A 16595-nucleotide genomic window follows, 5' to 3' on the forward strand; every position below is an offset into this window, starting at 1 on the left:
AGAACGGATCGACCGTAGCCCAGCCGGATCAGACTTTGAGGTATTTCCGCGTGAGCACGAGTGTCGGCAGCAGGGTCAGCAGCGGGCCCAGCAGCGCGATGGCCACCACCGCCGTGCCGAACTCACCTGCCCCGATCCACGGCATGAACTTCAACGCGTCGCCGGCCCGCTGGTGGATGCCGAAGTACATGAAGGCGCCCAGCGCCCCCGAGGCCAGGGCGACGCCGGCCAGGGCGGTGACCAGGGCCTCGAGCAGGAAGGGCAGCGCGATGTAGGTGGTCGAGGCGCCCACCAGCCGCATGATGCCGATCTCCTTGCGGCGGGCGAAGGCCGCGAGCCGGATCGTGTTGCCGACCAGGAGCAGCGCGGCGACGACCAGGAAGCCCGCGATGCCCAGGGCTCCCCACTGCAGGGCGTTGATCGAGCCGTAGATCGGCTTGAGGGTCTCGCGCATGTCGCGGATGCCGGACACGCCGTCGAGCCCGGTCACCGCGGAGGTGATGCCTTCGTACTCGTCGGGGTCCTTGAGCTCGATCCAGACCGACTCGGGCATGTCGTCGGCGGTGGCCGCGGGGTTCGGGCCCTCGAAGCGCTCCTCGCCGACGAGCTCCTTGACCTTCTCGAAGGCCTCCTCCTTGGACTCCAGGTGGAAGCCGGCGACCTCGGGGTTCTCCTCGACGACCGCCACCACGGCGTCGCGCTGGGCGTCGGTCACCTCGCCGGTGCAGGCGGCGTTGGAGTCGTTGGCCTTGCACAGCCAGACCGTGATCTGGAGCTGGGAGCCCCAGTGGTCGGCCGCCTTGGAGGCCTGTTGGTTGAGCAGGACGCCCATGCCCACGAGCGTGAGGGAGACGAAGAGGGTCAGCACCACGGCCAGGTGCATCGACAGGTTGCGGCGCAGCCCCTGGCCGAGCTCGGAGAAGACGTATCGCAGCTGCATGGCTCAGCCCTTCCCGCCGTAGACGCCCTGGGCCTGGTCACGCACGGTGCGTCCGTGCTCCAGCTCGATGACGCGCTTGCGCATCTGGTCGACGATGCCGGCGTCGTGGGTGGCCATGACGACGGTGGTGCCGGTGCGGTTGATCCGGTCGAGCAGCTTCATGATGCCGACCGAGGTCGTGGGGTCGAGGTTGCCGGTGGGCTCGTCGGCGATGAGGATCATCGGCCGGTTGACGAAGGCCCGGGCGACGGCGACGCGCTGCTGCTCACCGCCGGAGAGCTCGTCGGGCATGCGGTCGGCCTTGCCGTCCAGGCCCACGAGCTCGAGCGTCTCGGGCACCAGCTTCTTGATGTCGGAGCGCGAACGGCCCGTCACCTGCATGGCGAAGGCGACGTTCTCGGAGACCGTCTTGTTGGGCAGCAGGCGGAAGTCCTGGAAGACCGTGCCGATGTCGCGACGCAGCCGCGGCACCTTCCAGTTGGCCAGGCGGTTGATCTCCTTGCCGGCGACGTAGACCCGGCCGGAGGTCGGGCGGTACTCGCGCAGCACCAGCCGCAGGAAGGTCGACTTGCCCGATCCGGACGAGCCGACGAGGAAGACGAACTCCCCCTTGTCGATCTCGACCGACACCTGGTCGAGGGCCGGTTGGGGGTGCCCGGGGTAGGACTTGGTGACCTTCTCGAAGCGAATCACGTGGATCGACACTAGCCGAGCCGTGGCTGCTCTCCGGGACGCTCGCCCACGGCATCCTCGGGGTTTCGACGAACCCCCCGTCACAGCGCCCGCGCGCGGATAGATTGCGGGCGTGCCTCTCCCCCGCTCCTGGGCTCGTACGCTCGGCGCCACGACCGCCCTGACGGTTGCCGCCGGCGTGCTCATGGCCCCGTCGACCACTGCCCAGCCCTCCGTCACGCAGTCCTCGGTGGCCCAGCCCTCGGTGGCCCAGCCCTCGGTCGAGGGGGCGAGCAGGGCGAGCGGTGCTCCGTCCGAGGAGACCCGACTGCTGCCCGACGGCGCCCTGGGCGCGCGGGCCGTCCGGGCGCTCGAGCGCAACGGCGCGCTGGCCGAGGCGGCGCGCCGCAACGGACGTACGCCGCGGGCGCTACGAGAGCTGCTGGTCTCCGACCCCACGTTCGGCGTGGACCGGGCCGGCCGCCTGCTGGTGGCCGACGAGCGCCACCCCGACCTGCACGACCACGCGGACAAGGCAGCCGAGGCAGACGGGTCAGACGAGGTCGCCTCCTCCGGCCGCGCCGGCCTGGCAGCCCCCCTGGCCCAGACCCTCGACCTGCACAGCCGTCCGGGATCGAACCGGACGATCTACCTCGACGTCGACGGCCACGACCTCACCGACAGCTGGTGGGAGGCCGACGGCTTCCACGCCGGGTGGGACCCCGCCAAGGACGGGCCCCAGTTCTCCGACGGCGAGCTCCGGCTGCTGCAGGAGGTCTGGGCCCGCGTGGCCGAGGACTACGCGCACTACGACGTCAACGTGACCACCGCCGACCCCGGCCACGACGCCCTGGTGCGGTCGTCGACCAGCGACGACAACTTCGGGATGCGGGCCCTGCTCAGCGACAGCGCCGCCCTGGCCGACGCCGTCGCCGGCCCCGGCACCTCCACCATCGGCATGGCCTACATCGACATCTTCAACCGTGTGGGGGCCGACTCACCCGCGCTCGTCTTCTCTGGGCGGCTCGGCCCTGACGCCGCCGTGGTCGCCGACACGATCACGCACGAGGTGGGTCACACGCTCTCGCTGGACCACGTCTCCGACAGCAGCACGCAGCTGCACCACGCCCTCATGTATCCCAGTGTGGGCCGGGCACCCCGCACGGTCTGGACCCGCGTCGACCTGGACGCGATCCCCGCGCACGGCCTGTCCGTGGTGGCCGACGAGCCCGGCACGTCGCGCGCCGACGCCCCGCTGACGACCACCTCCCCCGTGCACGGCACGATCGCCGCCAGCACCGACGTCGACTGGTTCCGCTACGACGGCTGCACCACCATGGCCGCGACGGCCCGCGTGGCGACGCACGGCCCCAACCTGGACTTGCACCTGTCGCTGCACGACGCCGGTGGCACCCAGCTCGCTGCCGACGCCCCGCAGACCACCTACACCAACGGCGTGCTCGCTGGCCTGGATGCCTCGCTGGAGCGGACCGTCACACGAGGGACCTACTACCTCGCGGTCCGCGGCGCCGGCTCCGCCGCCGGTGGTGGTGCGGGGGTCTACGACAACACCGCGAGCCTGGGCAACTACACCCTCGACGTGAGCGGCTGCGCCTCCGTGCCGGCCACCGCTCCCGGGGCGCCGACCGCTGCCGCCGCCGTGACCACCCAGGACGGCACGACCACCCTGACCTGGTCTCCCCCCACCACCACCGGGGGTGCTCCGGTCACAAGCTACGTCGTGCGGCTGGGCTCCGGAGCGGCCGTGACCCTGCCTGCGACGGCGCGCAGCCACAGCGCCGTCACCGGCGCCGGAGTGCGGGTCACGGCGTCGGTCGCGGCCGTCAACGCCGCTGGCACCTCACCGGCTGCCACCGTGGCCTCGTTGCTCCCGCCCCCGGCGCCAGTGCACGTCGGGATGGAGTCCTACGACGAGATCTCGTGGCTGCCCGTGGTGGTCCAGCAGACCGAGGACCCCGGGACCCACCTCGAGATCAAGGCCGGCGGGTGGACCTGGAGCCCCGTCCCGCTCACCCGCCGCACCCTGATCTACAAGGAGGACCTGCCTCTCGGCAGCGTGTTCGAGGCCCGGGTGACCAACGCGGCGGGCGCCAGCCCGTGGAAGAGCTTCACCGTCGGCGCGACGGCCCCTCCCGCGCCCACTCCCGGCCCCTGGCCCACGCCGAGCCCGACACCGAGCCCGACGGAGTCACCCAGTCCGAGCCCCACGGCCGTGCCGAGCCCGTCCCCCACGAGCAGCCCGTCGCCCAGCCCGACGGTCTCGCCGAGCCCCACCTCGGCACCGACGGCGGCGCCCACCGGCGCTCCGACGCCCGGGCCGACCGCAGGCCCCACGGCCAGCCCGACCGCTGGTCCCACGAGCGCGCCGACAGCCGGCCCGACGACCGCCCCGGTCCCGGCACCGAAGGTGCGTCCCGGGAAGCCGCGTCAGGTCAAGGCGGCGTCCGGCCCCCGCGGCGGCCCGAAGACCGTCCGGGTGCGCTGGCGCGCCCCGAAGGCCTCCGGCAGTCACCCGGTCACCCGCTACCGCATCGTGCTCCGCAAGGTGAACGCCCGCGGCAAGGTCGTCGGCAAGGCGCGCGTCGTCGTGGTCACGACCCGCAAGGCCCGGGTGACCCGGCAGGTTCGCCTCGGTCAGGGCCGCTGGAAGGTGCGCGTCCGCGCGGGCAGCGCGGCCGGATGGTCGGCGTACTCCCGTTGGAGCCGTCCGGTCACCGCTCGCTGAGGTCGGGTGGCCGGGCCCCCGACCCGGCGGGGCTCAGTTGGCGTCGGCCTTGTCGGTGCCGCGGCGCCAGCGGATGCCGGCCTCGAGGAACGGGTCGAGGTCACCGTCGAAGACCGCTGAGGGGTTGCCCGACTCGTGGCCCGTGCGCAGGTCCTTGACGACCTGGTAGGGGTTGAGCACGTAGTTGCGCATCTGGTCGCCCCAGCTGGCCTGGACGTCGCCCTTGAGCTCCTTGAGGTGGGCGGCCTCCTCGGCCTTCTTCAGGGCGAGCAGCTTGGCCTTGAGCACGATCATCGCCGCGGCCTTGTTCTGCAGCTGCGACTTCTCGTTCTGGCAGCTGACCACGGTGCCGGTGGGGATGTGAGTCAGGCGCACCGCGGAGTCGGTGGTGTTGACCGACTGACCGCCGGGGCCCGAGGAGCGGTAGACGTCGACCTTGATGTCGTTCTCGTCGACGTCGACCTCGTCGGTCTGCTCCAGCACCGGCACGACCTCGACCGCGGCGAAGGAGGTCTGCCGGCGGCCCTGGTTGTCGAAGGGACTGATCCGCACGAGGCGGTGGGTGCCGGCCTCGACCGAGAGGGTGCCGTAGGCGTAGGGCGCCTTGACCGCGAAGGTGGTCGACTTGATGCCGGCCTCCTCCGCGTAGGAGGTCTCGTAGACCTCGACGGGGCAGTTGTGCTGCTCGGCCCAGCGCACGTACATGCGCTGCAGGCTCTCGGCGAAGTCGGCGGCGTCGACGCCTCCCGCGCCGGCGCGGATGGAGACCAGCGCCTCGCGGGAGTCGTACTCCCCGTTGAGCAGGGTGCGGATCTCGAGCGACTCGACCGACTTCTTGATGCGGTCGAGCTCGGTCTGGGCGTCGGCCATCGACTCGGCGTCGCCCTCGTCGGAGGCCAGCTCGACGAGGACCTCGAGGTCCTCGATCCGCGACTCGAGGCTGGTGAAGCGCTCCAGCTCGCCGTTGAGCTGCGAGAGGCGGCCGGTGATGCGCTGGGCGTTCTCCTGGTCGTCCCACAGGTCGGGCGAGCCGACCTGGTCCTCGAGCTCCGCGATCTCGAGACGCATCTGGTCGAGGTCGAGGACCTGACCGATGGTCTTCATGGTCGCGCTCAGCGCGCGGATCTCTGCGTCGAAGTCGGTTCCAGCCACGAGGGTGAGACTACGGCGCGGGCGGTCACGGTGTCGAAGCGACCACGGTGGGACGGAGCGGGACGTCGCCAGGCGCGGCCGGGGCCGGACGTGGGAGGGGCCGCAGGTCAGCGGCGCCCGAAGAGCTGGGCGGCATACCAGAGCCCGTCGTCACCCTTCGCGGCGGCGACGACGCCGAGGCGGTACTGCCGCCGCAGGATGTTGGCCCGGTGTCCCGGCGACTTCATCCAGCCCTTGCGCACGGCCGCGCGCCCGGTCGGATAGCCCATGGCGACGTTCTCGCCCACCATCGTCAGGTCGCAGGCCTCCAGGACGGCCTGCATGTCCTGGTGCCAGATCGAGCCCTGCCGCGCCATGGCCCGCGCGTGCCGGCGGGCGTGCTGGCGCAGGCACCGGTCGCCCGTGAGCCGGACCCGGTCTCGCTTCACCCGCACCGCGTTCGTCGCCTTCTGCGCCGAGCGGGAGTACTTCTGGGCCCCGGTGGCCGCCTCGGCGGGCGCGGTCGGCGCCACGACCAGCACCGTCATCGTCAAGGCGCAGACGGTCACGAGGGTGGCCAGTCGGGACGCCGACCGGGCGAGGAGCGAGTGGGGCATGTGGGTCACGACGACGTCTCCGAGAGTCGGCTGCACAGGTCGGGTCGAGCGTACGCACCCGGTGGGCGCGCGAGACGGGTCAGGAAGCGGCGACCAGCATGATCCCGTACCACAGGCCGTCGTCACCGCGCCTCGCCTCGACGGCACCCACCCGGTTCTTCCGGTGCATGACCGCGCGCCGGTGCGACCCGCCGACCGTCATCCAGGCGTCGACCATCTTCGCGCCGGTGGTGAACCCGATGCCGAGCGCCTCCCGCAGACCGGAGACCTCGCACCGCCGGGCGAGGGCCTTCAGGTCGTGGGGCACCATGCCCTGCGCGTCGGCGCTGCGCTCGGCGTAGGCCGCAGCGGCCTTGCGCAGGCACCGCTGGCCGGTGAACCGGACCTTCTTGAGGTCGGCCTCGGCGCGGTGGGCGTTCACCGCCCTCTGGGCCGAGGTGCGGTACTTCTTCTCCCCCTTGGGCGCCTGCTTCGCCGCCGCGGACGTGTCGGCCCCGGCCGCGGAGCCGTCGGGCGCACCGGCGCCCGATCCGTGGGCGGGCACGACGGCGAGCAGCAGCACCGTGCCCAGGGCGGCGACGGACGTGGCGAAGGACTTCATCGGACTCCTCATGACGGCGGGCTCCGCACGCTAGCGAGTCGGCGGCCTCGCGTCGAGGGATCGTCCGCAGCAGCCGGCCACCGGAGCCCGGGCTGCAGTCCGGCACCAGACCCCGGCACTAGAGTCCGGGCATGGACGTCGACCCCGCCGGTCCCGAGCCGCAGGAGCGGCCTCTCCCCCTCGACGGCATCCGGGTGCTGGAGCTGGGCAACTTCATCGCCGCCCCCACCGCGACCCGGATGCTCGCCGACTTCGGGGCCGAGGTCATCAAGGTCGAGCGGCCCGGCACCGGTGACGAGCTGCGCAACTGGCGCCTCTTCGCCGGCGAGACATCGATGCTCTTCCGCACCCTCAACCGCAACAAGCTGTCGGTGGAGCTGGACCTCCGCTCGGAGGCGGGGCTGCGGGCCGCCAAGGAGCTGATCGCGACCTGTGACGTGCTGGTGGAGAACTTCCGGCCCGGCACCCTGGACCGCTGGGGCCTCGACGCCGCCACCCTGACCGAGCTGAACCCCGAGCTGGTGGTGGCCCGGATCTCCGCCTTCGGCCAGACCGGTCCACTCGCCGCACGCCCGGGCTTCGCGGCCGTCGCGGAGGCGTACGGCGGGTTGCGCGAGCTGGTCGGTGAGGCCGACCGGCCGCCGTCACGGGTGGGCGTCTCCATCGGCGACTCGATCGCGGGGCTCCACGCCGCCTTCGGCGTGATGATGCAGCTGCACCAGCTCGAGCGGGCCCGCGCCGCCGGCGGGCGGGGGCCCTCCCCCACCGAGCAGCACGTCGACGTGGCGCTGCACGAGGCGGTCTTCTCGATGATGGAGTCGCTGGTGCCGGACGTCTCCGCCTACGGCGTCACGCGCGTACGCACCGGCGGACGCATGGAGGGCATCGCACCGTCGAACGCCTACCCCTGCTCCGACGGCGACGTGGTGATCTCCGGCAACGCCGACAACCTCTTCCCGAAGTTCATGCGGGCGATCGGCCGCGACGACCTGGCCGAGGATCCCGGGTTGGTGACCAACCAGGGGCGTTGGGAGCGGCGCGACGAGCTCGACGACGCGATCGGGGCGTGGACGTCGGCGCGGACCCGCGCCGAGGCGTTGGAGTTGCTGGACGCCGCCGGGGTGCCGGCCGGGCCGATCCTCACGGGCGCCGACATCGTCGACGACGAGCAGTTCCTGGCGCGCGACATGGTGCAGCGGCTGCCGGTGGCGGTGGAGTCGGTCGACGACGTGCGCGAGGTCGCCTTCCCCGGCGTGGTGCCGGTGCTCGGTGAGAAGTCGGTGCCGGTGCGTCACGTGGGCCCCGACCTGGGCGCCGACAACGACTACGTGCTCGGCGAGCTGCTGGGGTGGCCGCCCGAGGAGATCGCCGCCCTGCGCGCACCCTGATCCACCAGGACTCTGTGCGGCAGGTCAGTGTCACGTGGTGACACCTACCTGCCACACAAGCAGCGGATCGGCGCAGGACGTACTCATACTCAGCCGAGATCTGAGTATCTGCACTCTGCCCGCGCACCCGGGCCCGACGAGAGAGTCGGACCCGTGCGGAAAACAAACGGTTCGACAAGCGCCCTCGGTCAGGTACGACGCGTGGTCGCCGCAGGCGCGGTGGCCCTCAGCGTGGTCCTGATCGTCTCCGTGGGTGGCGAGTCCGAGTCCGTGAGCGACCTGCACGTCGCGGTGGTGACGGAGTAGTCCCCACCGAGCCGCGGCTGGTCTCGTGACTGTGCGGGGGCACCCACGAGACCGGCCCGCGGCCCGTCATCTCCACCTGGCCAGGCCCCGGCAATGCTGCGGTGGTGTCGTGTCGCCGCAGACGATCATGGTGCCGGGCACGTGCTCCCGGAAGCGCCGACCCGCCACGTCGTAGACCACGACGACCCCCGGCAGGGAAGCCCCATCGCGGTCGGTCGCCACCGACACCACGATCTCGACGTCATCCCACTCATCCCCCGGGTCGGGGGCACAGGGACGGTCGACGGAGTGCCCCGAGGGCTCCGTGAAGACACCGAAGTCGGCCGCGCCAGCGGCGTACTCCTCGTCGAACTTCGGCGGGGCCCCCAACACCGAGCCGAGGCGCGTCTTCCTCGCCTGCCCAGCGGGCACGGTGTGCACCCACGCGGTGAACGCATCGGCAGGGAAGCCACCCAGCGGCGCCACCTCGACGATCGTTGCCCGCCCGTTCTCGACACACAGGCTGAGTCCGCCGAACGTGCCCGACCACGACTGCATGTGTCCCTCCGGCGCCCAGAGGCTGATGCCCACGTGGGCCCCGCCCACCTGGAGGGGGCCGTCGGCTCGCCAGTCGCCCTGGTCTGCGGTCGAGACGAGGAGGAGGGCCGCCACCACGAACGACGTGGCCGGCTTCACCGTCTGCTGCCCGCCCTCCCTCAACGCAGCACCGTCACGGTCGCCCGGGCGGTCGCGGCGATCGTCGGGCTGGCCTCCACACCTGGCACGGTGAGGGGGAGGTCGAGCGGCGCCCGCAGGGTCACGGTCACCACCCGCGTGGTCGGGTCGACCCGGACCTCGTGCTCCAGGCCCGGGTAGGTCCGCACGGCTCCGACGGACCGCAGGTGGGCTGCCACGGCCTCGTGCACCTGGGGTCCGCTCTGCAGCAGACGCTCCTCCGGGATGCCCTCGGCGTAGACGCCCACCGAACCCAGGTCGGCGCCCTGGAGCGCGGCACCGTCAGCCAGCGTGGTGAGGCCCTGGCGCTGCAGGTAGGCGGCCGACGCGTTGACGACGACGGCCACCAGGACCAGCAGGATCGCGGCGAACCCGATGATCATCGGAGTGATGGACCCGCCTTCGTCGCGCTGCGGCCGACTCACGCGGCTCGCCCGGGTCACCCGCTCACCCCTTCCACGTACTGGCCGATGGGCACGCGGTGGACCGACTCGAGAGCGAAGTCGGTGCGGGCGTCACGGAAGACCTCGGGCATGGCAGGCAGCTCCACCCCCGACCGGATCGTCACCGTCACCACCGACGTACCGGCGAGGCACTGTCCACGTCCGAGGCTGCAGGTCACCTCGACCTCGAGGGGCATGTCGGGCGCCCCCTGGTCCTCCAACGTGCGACGCGCCGCCTCTGTGGCGCGCTGCCGGGCGGTCTGCTCGTCGGGCGCCAGGGCGTACGCCCGCCCCGCCGCCCGCGCGGCCGCACTGACCGCGAAGGCACCGCGTTGCACCTCGAAGACGGAGAGCACGATCCACACCAGCGGCACCAGCAGCAGGATCCCCAGCCACACGAACTCCACCACCGCGCTCCCGGACTCGTCCCGACGCCGGGTCGGGAGCCACAGCCGCCTCACGGCGCCGCCGCCGACGGGTCGGGCTCGATGACGGCGCTGCCCGACACCTCGAACCCCACGCCGGGTCCACCCAGCCCCAGGGCCGGCACGTCGACCTCCACCACGACCCGGTAGGCCGGAGCACCGGCGAACTCGACCGCCTCGATCCGACTGTCGGTCACGAACCGCGACGACACGGCACCGGTCCACTGCTGCCGGGTGCGCTCCAGCCCGTCCTGCGGGCTCGCGCCCCAGGCCGCTGCGTGGCGGGCCCCCTCCGAGGCAGCCAGGGCGACAGTGTTGCGCACGTAGAGCACCAGCGAGACCTGCATGATCGCGAGCACCAAGGGCACCAGGACCAGCATCACGAGCACGAAGTCGACGACCGCGGTGCCCTGCTCGTCCCGGCGGCGCGACGCCAGCACCTCAGTTGGCGACGCGACCGAGGGCCTGTCGCATCATCGACTCGAGCTCGGGGCCGACGAAGAGCTGCAACGCCACGACGATGCCGACCGTCATCACGGTGATCATCACCCAGCCGGGCACGTCGCCGCGCTCGGTGCGACGCTCACGGAAGGCGTCGCGGCTCAGGGCCGCCATCTGGACGAGAAGACGGATGCTGGTGCGGGACGTGGACTGCATGGTTCCTCCGAGGTGCGAGTGCGATGGATCGAGCTGGGTCTGGGTGAGAGGAGTCAGGGAGTCGTGAGGCTCAACCCGACGAAGCCGGGGAAGAGCGCGAAGAGGATCACGACGGGAAGCACGAGGAAGACGACCGGCACGAGCATGAAGACCTCGCGGCGCGCCGCCGACTCGATGAGAGCCCGGCGTCCGGCCTCACGGACGTCGCCGGCCTGGGCGTGCAGGACGTCGGCCAGGGGCGTGCCGCGCTCGATGGCGATGGCCACCCCTTGGGCGAACTGGGCGACGACGGGCACACCGGTGGTGCGGGAGAGCTGCTCGAAGGCGGAGGCGACCGGTTCACCGGTGCGGATGTCGGCCAGCACCCGCGTGAGGTCGCGCGACAGCTCCCCGCTGCTGCGGCCGACCACCCGGTCGAGGGCCGCGACCGGCCCCTCTCCCGAGGCCACCGCCAGGGCCAACAGCTCGGCGAGCACCGGGAACTCCGCCAGGATCGCGCGGTCCCGCTCGACGGCCTGGGTGCTGAGCCGCTGGTCGCGCGCGATCACCCCGCCGGCGAAGGCGCACAGGCAGAGCAGCAGCGAGAGGACGATCTGCCCCTGACCGCCGACGGCGGCGATGATCCGCCAGGCCGCGGCGACCGCGAAGGCGCTCAGGCCCCAGACCACCTGCTCCACCCGGAAGTCGTGCACCGAGATGTCGAGCCCGGCCCGCTCGAGCCGCCGCTCGACCGAGTGCGCGCCACCCAGCACCCGCTCCACCCCGTCGGCCGCACGCCGCAACGCGGGCCGGGCAATGCCCGACGCGGCGGCCCACGGGGAGTCGCTCGGGGGGCGTACGACCTGGCGGGACCGGACCTCGTCGCGTCGCGGCAGGTCGGTGATCCACGGCGTCACCCGCAGCTCCAACGGCGTGCGCCGGATGATGACCACCCGCCACGCCACCAGCAGCAGGCCGCTGCCACAGAGCGCTCCCAGGACGGCCCCGGCCAGGGAGGGGCTCACGCGAGGATCCGACGTTCGACCGGCAGGCGCCCGATCCGCACCATGGCGGCGTACGCACCCACGCAGGCCGCGGCGCCGACCGCCAGGACCAGCACCCCGGTGGGTGAGGAGTAGCGGATGATGACGTCGGACTGGAACGCCATGAGGAGGAGCACGACCCACGGCGCGGCCACGGCCAGACGCGCGCCGTTGACCGTCCACGCCTGCCGGGCCTGCAGCTCCGAGCGGGTGCGCGCCTCCTCGCGCAGATAGTGGGAGAGGTTGCGCAGCAGGCGGCCGAGGTCTCCTCCACCGACCTCGCGCGCCACGCGCAAGCCCTCCACCATCCGGTCGCCGACCGGGTCGGCGAGCCGGACCTTCAACCGGTCAAGCGCCTCGCCGAAGCCTCCGCTCACCTGGTAGTCGAGCGCGAACTGGGCGAAGGCGTCCCGCAGCGGCTCGGGGCCACTGGTCGCCAGACCGCTCAGGGCGTCCGGTAGCGAGAGGCCCGCACGCACCGCGGACGCCAGGTTGTCGACGGCCTCGGGCCACACCTGGGCGAACTCCTGCTGCCGCACCCGGGCCCGACGTTGCACGGCCACGTAGGGCGAGGCAGTGGCCATCAGCCCGAACACCAGGGAGACCGGGAGGGTCGCGGAGACGACCTGGACCACCACGAAGGCGACGAACCCCAGCCCCAGGGCCAACACAGTGACGCTGGACGCAGTGACGTGGCCCAGCCCCGCGCGCGCCAGGAGCTCGCCGAACGCTCCGGGCCCCGTTGCCTCCTCGCGGGTCGCCCGGGGCAGCGCGAACGCCGACCAGACGAGCAGCGCGCCCACGCCGAAGCCGAGCCCGACCAGGACGCCCATCAGCCGACCCCCGCCGGGGCGGGCACGACGGAGCGGCCACCCCGCAGGAGGGCGTGGACGTCGACGCCGATCCGTTCGAACCGGTCGAGCCGCGCCGGCACTCCGCCGACCCACCGCAGGTCGGTGCCGCGGCGCTCGAAGATCGGCTCGACCTCGATCACGTCGTCCTCCACCCGGCCCGGCACCGCCACGATCTCGCTCACCCGGCGGGTGCCGCCGGGGTCCAGCGCGAGGTGGACGACCAGGTCGACGGAGCTGGCGACGGTGGGCACGACGAACCGAGCGGAGATGTTCTCCCCGGCGAGCAGCGGGAGCGTGCACATCTTGGTCAGGGCCTCACGGGCGCTGTTGGCGTGCAGGGTGCACATGCCCGGGAGCCCCGAGTTGAGGGCCAGCAGCAGGTCGAGGCACTCCTCCGCCCGGACCTCCCCGACCAGCACCCGGGAGGGCCGCATGCGTAGCGACTCCTTGACGAGGTCGCGCAGCCGGATCTCACCGGTGCCCTCGAGGCCCGCCTGCCGGGTCTGCATGGGCACCCAGTCGGGGTGGGGAAACTTCAGCTCGAAGACCTCTTCGCAGCTGACCACCCGCTCACCACCGGGGATCGCGGCAGAGAGGCAGTTGAGGAGGGTGGTCTTGCCGGCCTGCGTGCCACCGGCCACCAGGATGTTGAGCCCTGCGCGCACCGACGCCGCCAGGAAGGCGGCCGCGCTCGCAGGCATGCTGCCGAGCTCGACCAGCTCGTCGAGCCGGGCCGCCTGGAGCCGGAACTTGCGGATGTTGACCGCGGTGAAGCCTCGACTGATGCCCTCGAGCACGACGTGGAGGCGGTGCCCTCCGGGTAGCAGGGCGTCGACGAAGGGCCGGCTGAGGTCGACACGACGTCCGCTCGACTTCAGCATGCGCTCCACGAGCTCGTCGACCTGCCCGCGGGCGAGCATGACGTCGGTCAGCTCGTGACGGCCGTGCCGGGCGACGAAGACCCGGGTCGGGTCGTTGATCCAGATCTCCTCCACGTCGGGGTCGTCGAGGAGGGCCTGGAGCGGCCCGAAGCCGGCGATCCGGGCGACGAGCTCCTCCACCACGGCGGCGGCGTCGGCCAGCGGCGTGGTGGCCCCCGTCAGGGAGCGCTCGTCGTGGTCACCCACGACCTTGCGGGCCAACCGCCGCACGACGTCGACCTCACGCTGCGGGTCGACCCCCTCGCGGCGTACGTCCTCCCGCAGCGCCGCGTCGAGCGCGTCGACGACGGCGCGCGGTGCTGCAGCGGTGGTGCCGGCCATGACTGAGTCCTTGGGGTCCCGAGAGGTCGTGAGTCGCTCGGGACGGTAGCGAGAACCGGCCCTGCCGCGCGTCGGCCGAACGGCGTATCTGTGGAGAACTCCTCTCGGCGGCCCGGAAATACCCAGCATTGGGGCTGCCCTCGGGCATGACTTGGCACCAAGTGGGTAGGCAGACAGGAGTCCGCCTCGTCACCGCGACCATCCGGGTCGCACGACGAACGACTCAGGAGACGCACATGCCGAAGAAGCTCGGATTCCTGCTCGGAGTGGGCACCGGATACGTCCTCGGCGCCCGGGCTGGTCGCCAGCGCTACGAGCAGATCATCACCAAGGTCCGCGGAGTCGCGAAGGACCCCCGCGTCCAGCAGGTGGCCTCGCAGGCCCAGCACCTCGCCCAGGAGAAGGCCGGCCAGGCCGGCCAGGTGGTCAAGGAGAAGGCCGGCGAGGCCGGCTCAGCGGTGACCGACAAGGTGAAGGAGAAGGTGCAGGAGCGCAAGAACTCCGACGACTCGACCTCGTCGTCGACCTCGACCTCCACCTCCAGCCCTGCCTCGTCGCCGAGCTCCCCGTCGAGCACGTCGTCGAACTCCGGGTCGGGCTCCGCTGACCCGACCGCCACCAGCCCGGTCTCGAGCCCTGCTGATGCCGGCGGCAACTCGACGCCCTCGTCCACCCCGACGCCGAAGGACATGCCGGAGACCGGTCCGCCGGCCGACAGCCCGTCGGCCAAGCTGCCGCCCCACCCGGTCGCCCAGCCCGGCGTGCCCGGCGGGTCGGTCTCGTGAGCGGTCCCGGCGTGCCCGGCGCCCCCACCCCTCCGCCGGACCCCTCGACCGGTCAGCTGGTCTCCCAGCTGTCGACCGAGATCTCCCGCCTGGTGCGTGACGAGCTGCAGCTCGCCCAGCTCGAGGTGACCGGCAAGGCCAAGAAAGCCGGCATCGGCGTCGGCATGTTCGGCGCCGCTGGGCTCGTCGCGCTCTACGGGCTCGGCGTCCTGCTCGCCGCGATCGTGCTGGCGCTGGCGCTGGTCGTCGACGCCTGGCTGGCGGCGCTGATCGTCGCGGTCGTGCTCTTCGCGATCGCGGGCGTCGCCGCCCTGCTGGGCAAGAAGCAGGTCAGCGAGGCCTCGCCCCCGGTGCCGCGTCAGGCCATGGCCAACGTCAAGGAAGACATCGACGCCGTGCGTAACCCCGCCCAGCACTCTGCAGCCCAGCACTCTGCCCAGGAGCACTGATGACTGACCCCACCTCCCCCACCGGGGGCACCCACCGCGCTGATGGCCCCGCCGAGAGCGACGACCCCCAGGTGGCCGCCCTGCAGGCCGACATCGAGCGGACCCGTGAGCAACTCGCCGACACCGTCGACCAACTGCAGGCCAAGCTGGACGTGAAGGGACGGGCGACCGCCAGCGTCCACGACCTGAGCGCCCGGGCCAAGGAGAAGGTCGTCGATCCCCAGGGGCACCCGCGTCCGGCCGCGCTCGGCGCGGGCGGCGCGGTGGTGGCGGGCATCGCCGCCGTCGTCCTGGTGGCTCTGTGGCGCCGTCGCCAGAAGCGTACGAGCTGGAAGCGGTGGTCGTGATGCTCGGTCTGTTCAAGAAGAAGACCGACGACGACACCGCCGGCGAGACTACGAGCGACACCGACGGCGGCCCCCGCGTGCCCGAGTCCCGCCCGTCCGCGACCGGGACCAGCCACGCAGACCTCGACCCGCACTCGGGTCCGGGCAGCGCCCACACGGCGCTCGCCCACTCGTCGGAGGAGGCGCACGAGGCCGCCGACAAGGCGGACTCCCCCACCGACCTCAAGAAGCCGTCGTGGTTCTACACCCTGCGCTCCACGGCGCGGGAGTTCGGTGAGGACCAGTGCACCGACCTGGCCGCGGGCCTGACCTACTACTCGGTGCTGGCCCTCTTCCCGGGAGCCATCGCCCTGCTGTCGCTGGTCGGCCTCGTCGGCCAGAGCGACGAGACCGTGGCCACCCTGATGTCGATGCTGCGTGACCTGGGCGGCGCGGGCGTCGCCGACACGCTCGAACCCGTGCTGGTCGAGCTCAGCGGCAGCACCGGCGCGGGCATCGGTCTGGCCGTCGGTCTCGCGGCGGCGCTGTGGTCGGCGTCGGGATACGTCAACGCGTTCAGCCGGGGCATGAACCGCATCTACGAGGTCGACGAAGGACGTCCGATCTGGAAGCTGCGTCCGATGATGCTGCTCATCACGGCCGTGACCATCACGCTGGCCGCGCTGGTCCTCGTGGGCCTCGTCGTCACCGGTCCTGCCGCCGAGGTCGTCGGTGAGGCGATCGGTCTCGGAGCGACCGCCGTCACCGTGTGGAACATCGCGAAGTGGCCGGTCATGCTCCTCGTGGTCGTCTTCATCGTCGCGTTGCTCTACCACGCCACGCCGAACATCAAGCAGCCCCGATTCCGCTGGCTCAGCATCGGCGCCTTCCTGGCGATCCTCGTCTGGGTCGCCGCCTCGGCCGCGTTCGGGTTCTACGTCGCCAACTTCTCCAACTACAACAAGACCTACGGCTCGCTGGCCGGTGTGGTCGTCTTCCTGCTGTGGCTGTGGATCACCAACCTCGCCCTGCTCTTCGGCGCCGAGCTCGACGCCGAGATGGAGCGCGCCCGCGAGCTGCAGGCAGGGCTCCCGGCCGAGGAGGTCATCCAGCTCCCGCCGCGTGACACCACCAAGAGCGAGAAGGCGGCGAAGAAGCGCACGAAGGACGTCGCCCGCGCACGGGCCCTGCGCTCCTCGCGCGGGGAGAGCCAGGACCCGGCCGACGCATCCCCTCACGCCCACTGACCAGGAGGAA

General features: G+C 72.1%; 19 protein-coding genes. 6 read left to right on the top strand and 13 right to left on the bottom strand.

Features of this window, described 5'->3' with window-relative positions:
* Nucleotides 1–28: 28 nt before the first annotated feature.
* Both ftsX and ftsE read right to left on the bottom strand, forming a co-directional pair.
* Entirely contained in the window at nt 29–940 is a 912-nt protein-coding gene (gene ftsX / locus IEQ44_RS03850; protein WP_193637121.1) for a permease-like cell division protein FtsX, read from the bottom strand.
* Between the two features lie 3 nt (nt 941–943).
* Nucleotides 944–1633, bottom strand: coding sequence for a cell division ATP-binding protein FtsE (gene ftsE / locus IEQ44_RS03855; RefSeq protein ID WP_193637122.1), 690 nt, complete (start codon nt 1631–1633; stop codon nt 944–946).
* Between the two features lie 112 nt (nt 1634–1745).
* Between ftsE and IEQ44_RS03860 the strand changes: the two genes are divergently transcribed.
* Nucleotides 1746–4358 carry a hypothetical protein gene (locus tag IEQ44_RS03860; RefSeq protein WP_193637123.1) on the top strand — a complete coding sequence of 871 codons (2613 nt, stop codon included), beginning with the start codon at nt 1746–1748 and terminating at the stop codon, nt 4356–4358.
* Between the two features lie 33 nt (nt 4359–4391).
* On the opposite strand, the gene prfB is transcribed toward IEQ44_RS03860, so the two are convergent.
* From prfB to IEQ44_RS03875, 3 genes are all read right to left on the bottom strand, one after another.
* The gene (gene prfB / locus IEQ44_RS03865) at nt 4392–5510 is read right to left on the bottom strand and encodes a peptide chain release factor 2 (RefSeq protein WP_193637124.1); all 1119 of its coding nucleotides are present in this window, start codon (nt 5508–5510) and stop codon (nt 4392–4394) included.
* Nucleotides 5511–5617: 107 nt separating this feature from the next.
* Nucleotides 5618–6142 carry a CAP domain-containing protein gene (locus IEQ44_RS03870; RefSeq protein WP_193637125.1) on the bottom strand — a complete coding sequence of 175 codons (525 nt, stop codon included), beginning with the start codon at nt 6140–6142 and terminating at the stop codon, nt 5618–5620.
* A gap of 43 nt (nt 6143–6185) precedes the next feature.
* Complete coding sequence (locus tag IEQ44_RS03875) at nt 6186–6707, bottom strand: hypothetical protein (RefSeq protein WP_193637126.1); 522 nt, start codon at nt 6705–6707, stop codon at nt 6186–6188.
* 131 nt (nt 6708–6838) lie between these two features.
* Between IEQ44_RS03875 and IEQ44_RS03880 the strand changes: the two genes are divergently transcribed.
* The gene (locus IEQ44_RS03880) at nt 6839–8095 is read left to right on the top strand and encodes a CaiB/BaiF CoA transferase family protein (RefSeq protein ID WP_193637127.1); all 1257 of its coding nucleotides are present in this window, start codon (nt 6839–6841) and stop codon (nt 8093–8095) included.
* A 372-nt stretch (nt 8096–8467) separates the two neighbouring features.
* Here the strand turns inward: IEQ44_RS03880 and IEQ44_RS03885 are convergent, their stop codons facing one another.
* The 8 genes from IEQ44_RS03885 to IEQ44_RS03920 are packed head-to-tail and all read right to left on the bottom strand — an operon-like array spanning nt 8468 to nt 13778.
* Entirely contained in the window at nt 8468–9076 is a 609-nt protein-coding gene (locus IEQ44_RS03885; RefSeq protein ID WP_193637128.1) for a hypothetical protein, read from the bottom strand.
* A 20-nt stretch (nt 9077–9096) separates the two neighbouring features.
* Nucleotides 9097–9558, bottom strand: a complete 462-nt coding sequence (locus tag IEQ44_RS03890) for a pilus assembly protein TadG-related protein (protein WP_319804474.1) — start codon at nt 9556–9558, stop codon at nt 9097–9099.
* The gene (locus IEQ44_RS03895; RefSeq protein ID WP_319804475.1) at nt 9555–10019 is read right to left on the bottom strand and encodes a TadE/TadG family type IV pilus assembly protein; all 465 of its coding nucleotides are present in this window, start codon (nt 10017–10019) and stop codon (nt 9555–9557) included. The genes IEQ44_RS03890 and IEQ44_RS03895 overlap by 4 nt, the downstream gene beginning before the upstream one ends.
* The gene (locus IEQ44_RS03900; protein WP_319804476.1) at nt 10016–10423 is read right to left on the bottom strand and encodes a TadE/TadG family type IV pilus assembly protein; all 408 of its coding nucleotides are present in this window, start codon (nt 10421–10423) and stop codon (nt 10016–10018) included. The genes IEQ44_RS03895 and IEQ44_RS03900 overlap by 4 nt, the downstream gene beginning before the upstream one ends.
* 1 nt (nt 10424) lies before the next feature.
* Nucleotides 10425–10640: a hypothetical protein gene (locus IEQ44_RS03905; protein WP_193637347.1), complete on the bottom strand. Its 216-nt coding sequence runs from the start codon at nt 10638–10640 to the stop codon at nt 10425–10427.
* A gap of 53 nt (nt 10641–10693) precedes the next feature.
* Nucleotides 10694–11644 (bottom strand): type II secretion system F family protein, encoded by a 951-nt coding sequence (locus tag IEQ44_RS03910; RefSeq protein WP_193637129.1) that lies wholly within the window; start codon nt 11642–11644, stop codon nt 10694–10696.
* Nucleotides 11641–12495 (bottom strand): type II secretion system F family protein, encoded by an 855-nt coding sequence (locus IEQ44_RS03915; protein ID WP_193637130.1) that lies wholly within the window; start codon nt 12493–12495, stop codon nt 11641–11643. Before IEQ44_RS03915 ends, IEQ44_RS03910 begins: the two co-directional genes overlap by 4 nt.
* Nucleotides 12495–13778: a TadA family conjugal transfer-associated ATPase gene (locus IEQ44_RS03920; protein ID WP_193637131.1), complete on the bottom strand. Its 1284-nt coding sequence runs from the start codon at nt 13776–13778 to the stop codon at nt 12495–12497. Before IEQ44_RS03920 ends, IEQ44_RS03915 begins: the two co-directional genes overlap by 1 nt.
* Before the next feature lie 236 nt (nt 13779–14014).
* Between IEQ44_RS03920 and IEQ44_RS03925 the strand changes: the two genes are divergently transcribed.
* Genes IEQ44_RS03925 through IEQ44_RS03940 form a run of 4 tightly spaced genes read left to right on the top strand, consistent with a single transcriptional unit; the run spans nt 14015 to nt 16585 of the window.
* Nucleotides 14015–14563, top strand: a complete 549-nt coding sequence (locus IEQ44_RS03925) for a hypothetical protein (RefSeq protein WP_193637132.1) — start codon at nt 14015–14017, stop codon at nt 14561–14563.
* Nucleotides 14560–15012, top strand: a complete 453-nt coding sequence (locus IEQ44_RS03930) for a phage holin family protein (RefSeq protein ID WP_319804477.1) — start codon at nt 14560–14562, stop codon at nt 15010–15012. The genes IEQ44_RS03925 and IEQ44_RS03930 overlap by 4 nt, the downstream gene beginning before the upstream one ends.
* The gene (locus tag IEQ44_RS03935) at nt 15012–15359 is read left to right on the top strand and encodes a DUF3618 domain-containing protein (protein ID WP_193637133.1); all 348 of its coding nucleotides are present in this window, start codon (nt 15012–15014) and stop codon (nt 15357–15359) included. Before IEQ44_RS03930 ends, IEQ44_RS03935 begins: the two co-directional genes overlap by 1 nt.
* Nucleotides 15314–16585 carry a YihY/virulence factor BrkB family protein gene (locus IEQ44_RS03940; RefSeq protein ID WP_319804478.1) on the top strand — a complete coding sequence of 424 codons (1272 nt, stop codon included), beginning with the start codon at nt 15314–15316 and terminating at the stop codon, nt 16583–16585. The genes IEQ44_RS03935 and IEQ44_RS03940 overlap by 46 nt, the downstream gene beginning before the upstream one ends.
* Nucleotides 16586–16595: the final 10 nt, after the last annotated feature.

Source organism: Nocardioides malaquae (assembly GCF_015070385.1).
GTDB lineage: Bacteria > Actinomycetota > Actinomycetes > Propionibacteriales > Nocardioidaceae > Nocardioides > Nocardioides malaquae.

Excerpts from the sequence above, each read along its gene's own strand:
- ftsX (WP_193637121.1), bottom strand. The coding sequence starts at position 940 with ATGCAGCTGCGATACGTCTTCTCCGAGCTCGGCCAGGGGCTGCGCCGC.
- IEQ44_RS03880 (WP_193637127.1), top strand. The coding sequence starts at position 6,839 with ATGGACGTCGACCCCGCCGGTCCCGAGCCGCAGGAGCGGCCTCTCCCC.
- IEQ44_RS03925 (WP_193637132.1), top strand. The coding sequence starts at position 14,015 with ATGCCGAAGAAGCTCGGATTCCTGCTCGGAGTGGGCACCGGATACGTC.
- IEQ44_RS03935 (WP_193637133.1), top strand. The coding sequence starts at position 15,012 with ATGACTGACCCCACCTCCCCCACCGGGGGCACCCACCGCGCTGATGGC.
- IEQ44_RS03920 (WP_193637131.1), bottom strand. The coding sequence starts at position 13,778 with ATGGCCGGCACCACCGCTGCAGCACCGCGCGCCGTCGTCGACGCGCTC.
- IEQ44_RS03905 (WP_193637347.1), bottom strand. The coding sequence starts at position 10,640 with ATGCAGTCCACGTCCCGCACCAGCATCCGTCTTCTCGTCCAGATGGCG.
- IEQ44_RS03875 (WP_193637126.1), bottom strand. The coding sequence starts at position 6,707 with ATGAAGTCCTTCGCCACGTCCGTCGCCGCCCTGGGCACGGTGCTGCTG.
- IEQ44_RS03915 (WP_193637130.1), bottom strand. The coding sequence starts at position 12,495 with ATGGGCGTCCTGGTCGGGCTCGGCTTCGGCGTGGGCGCGCTGCTCGTC.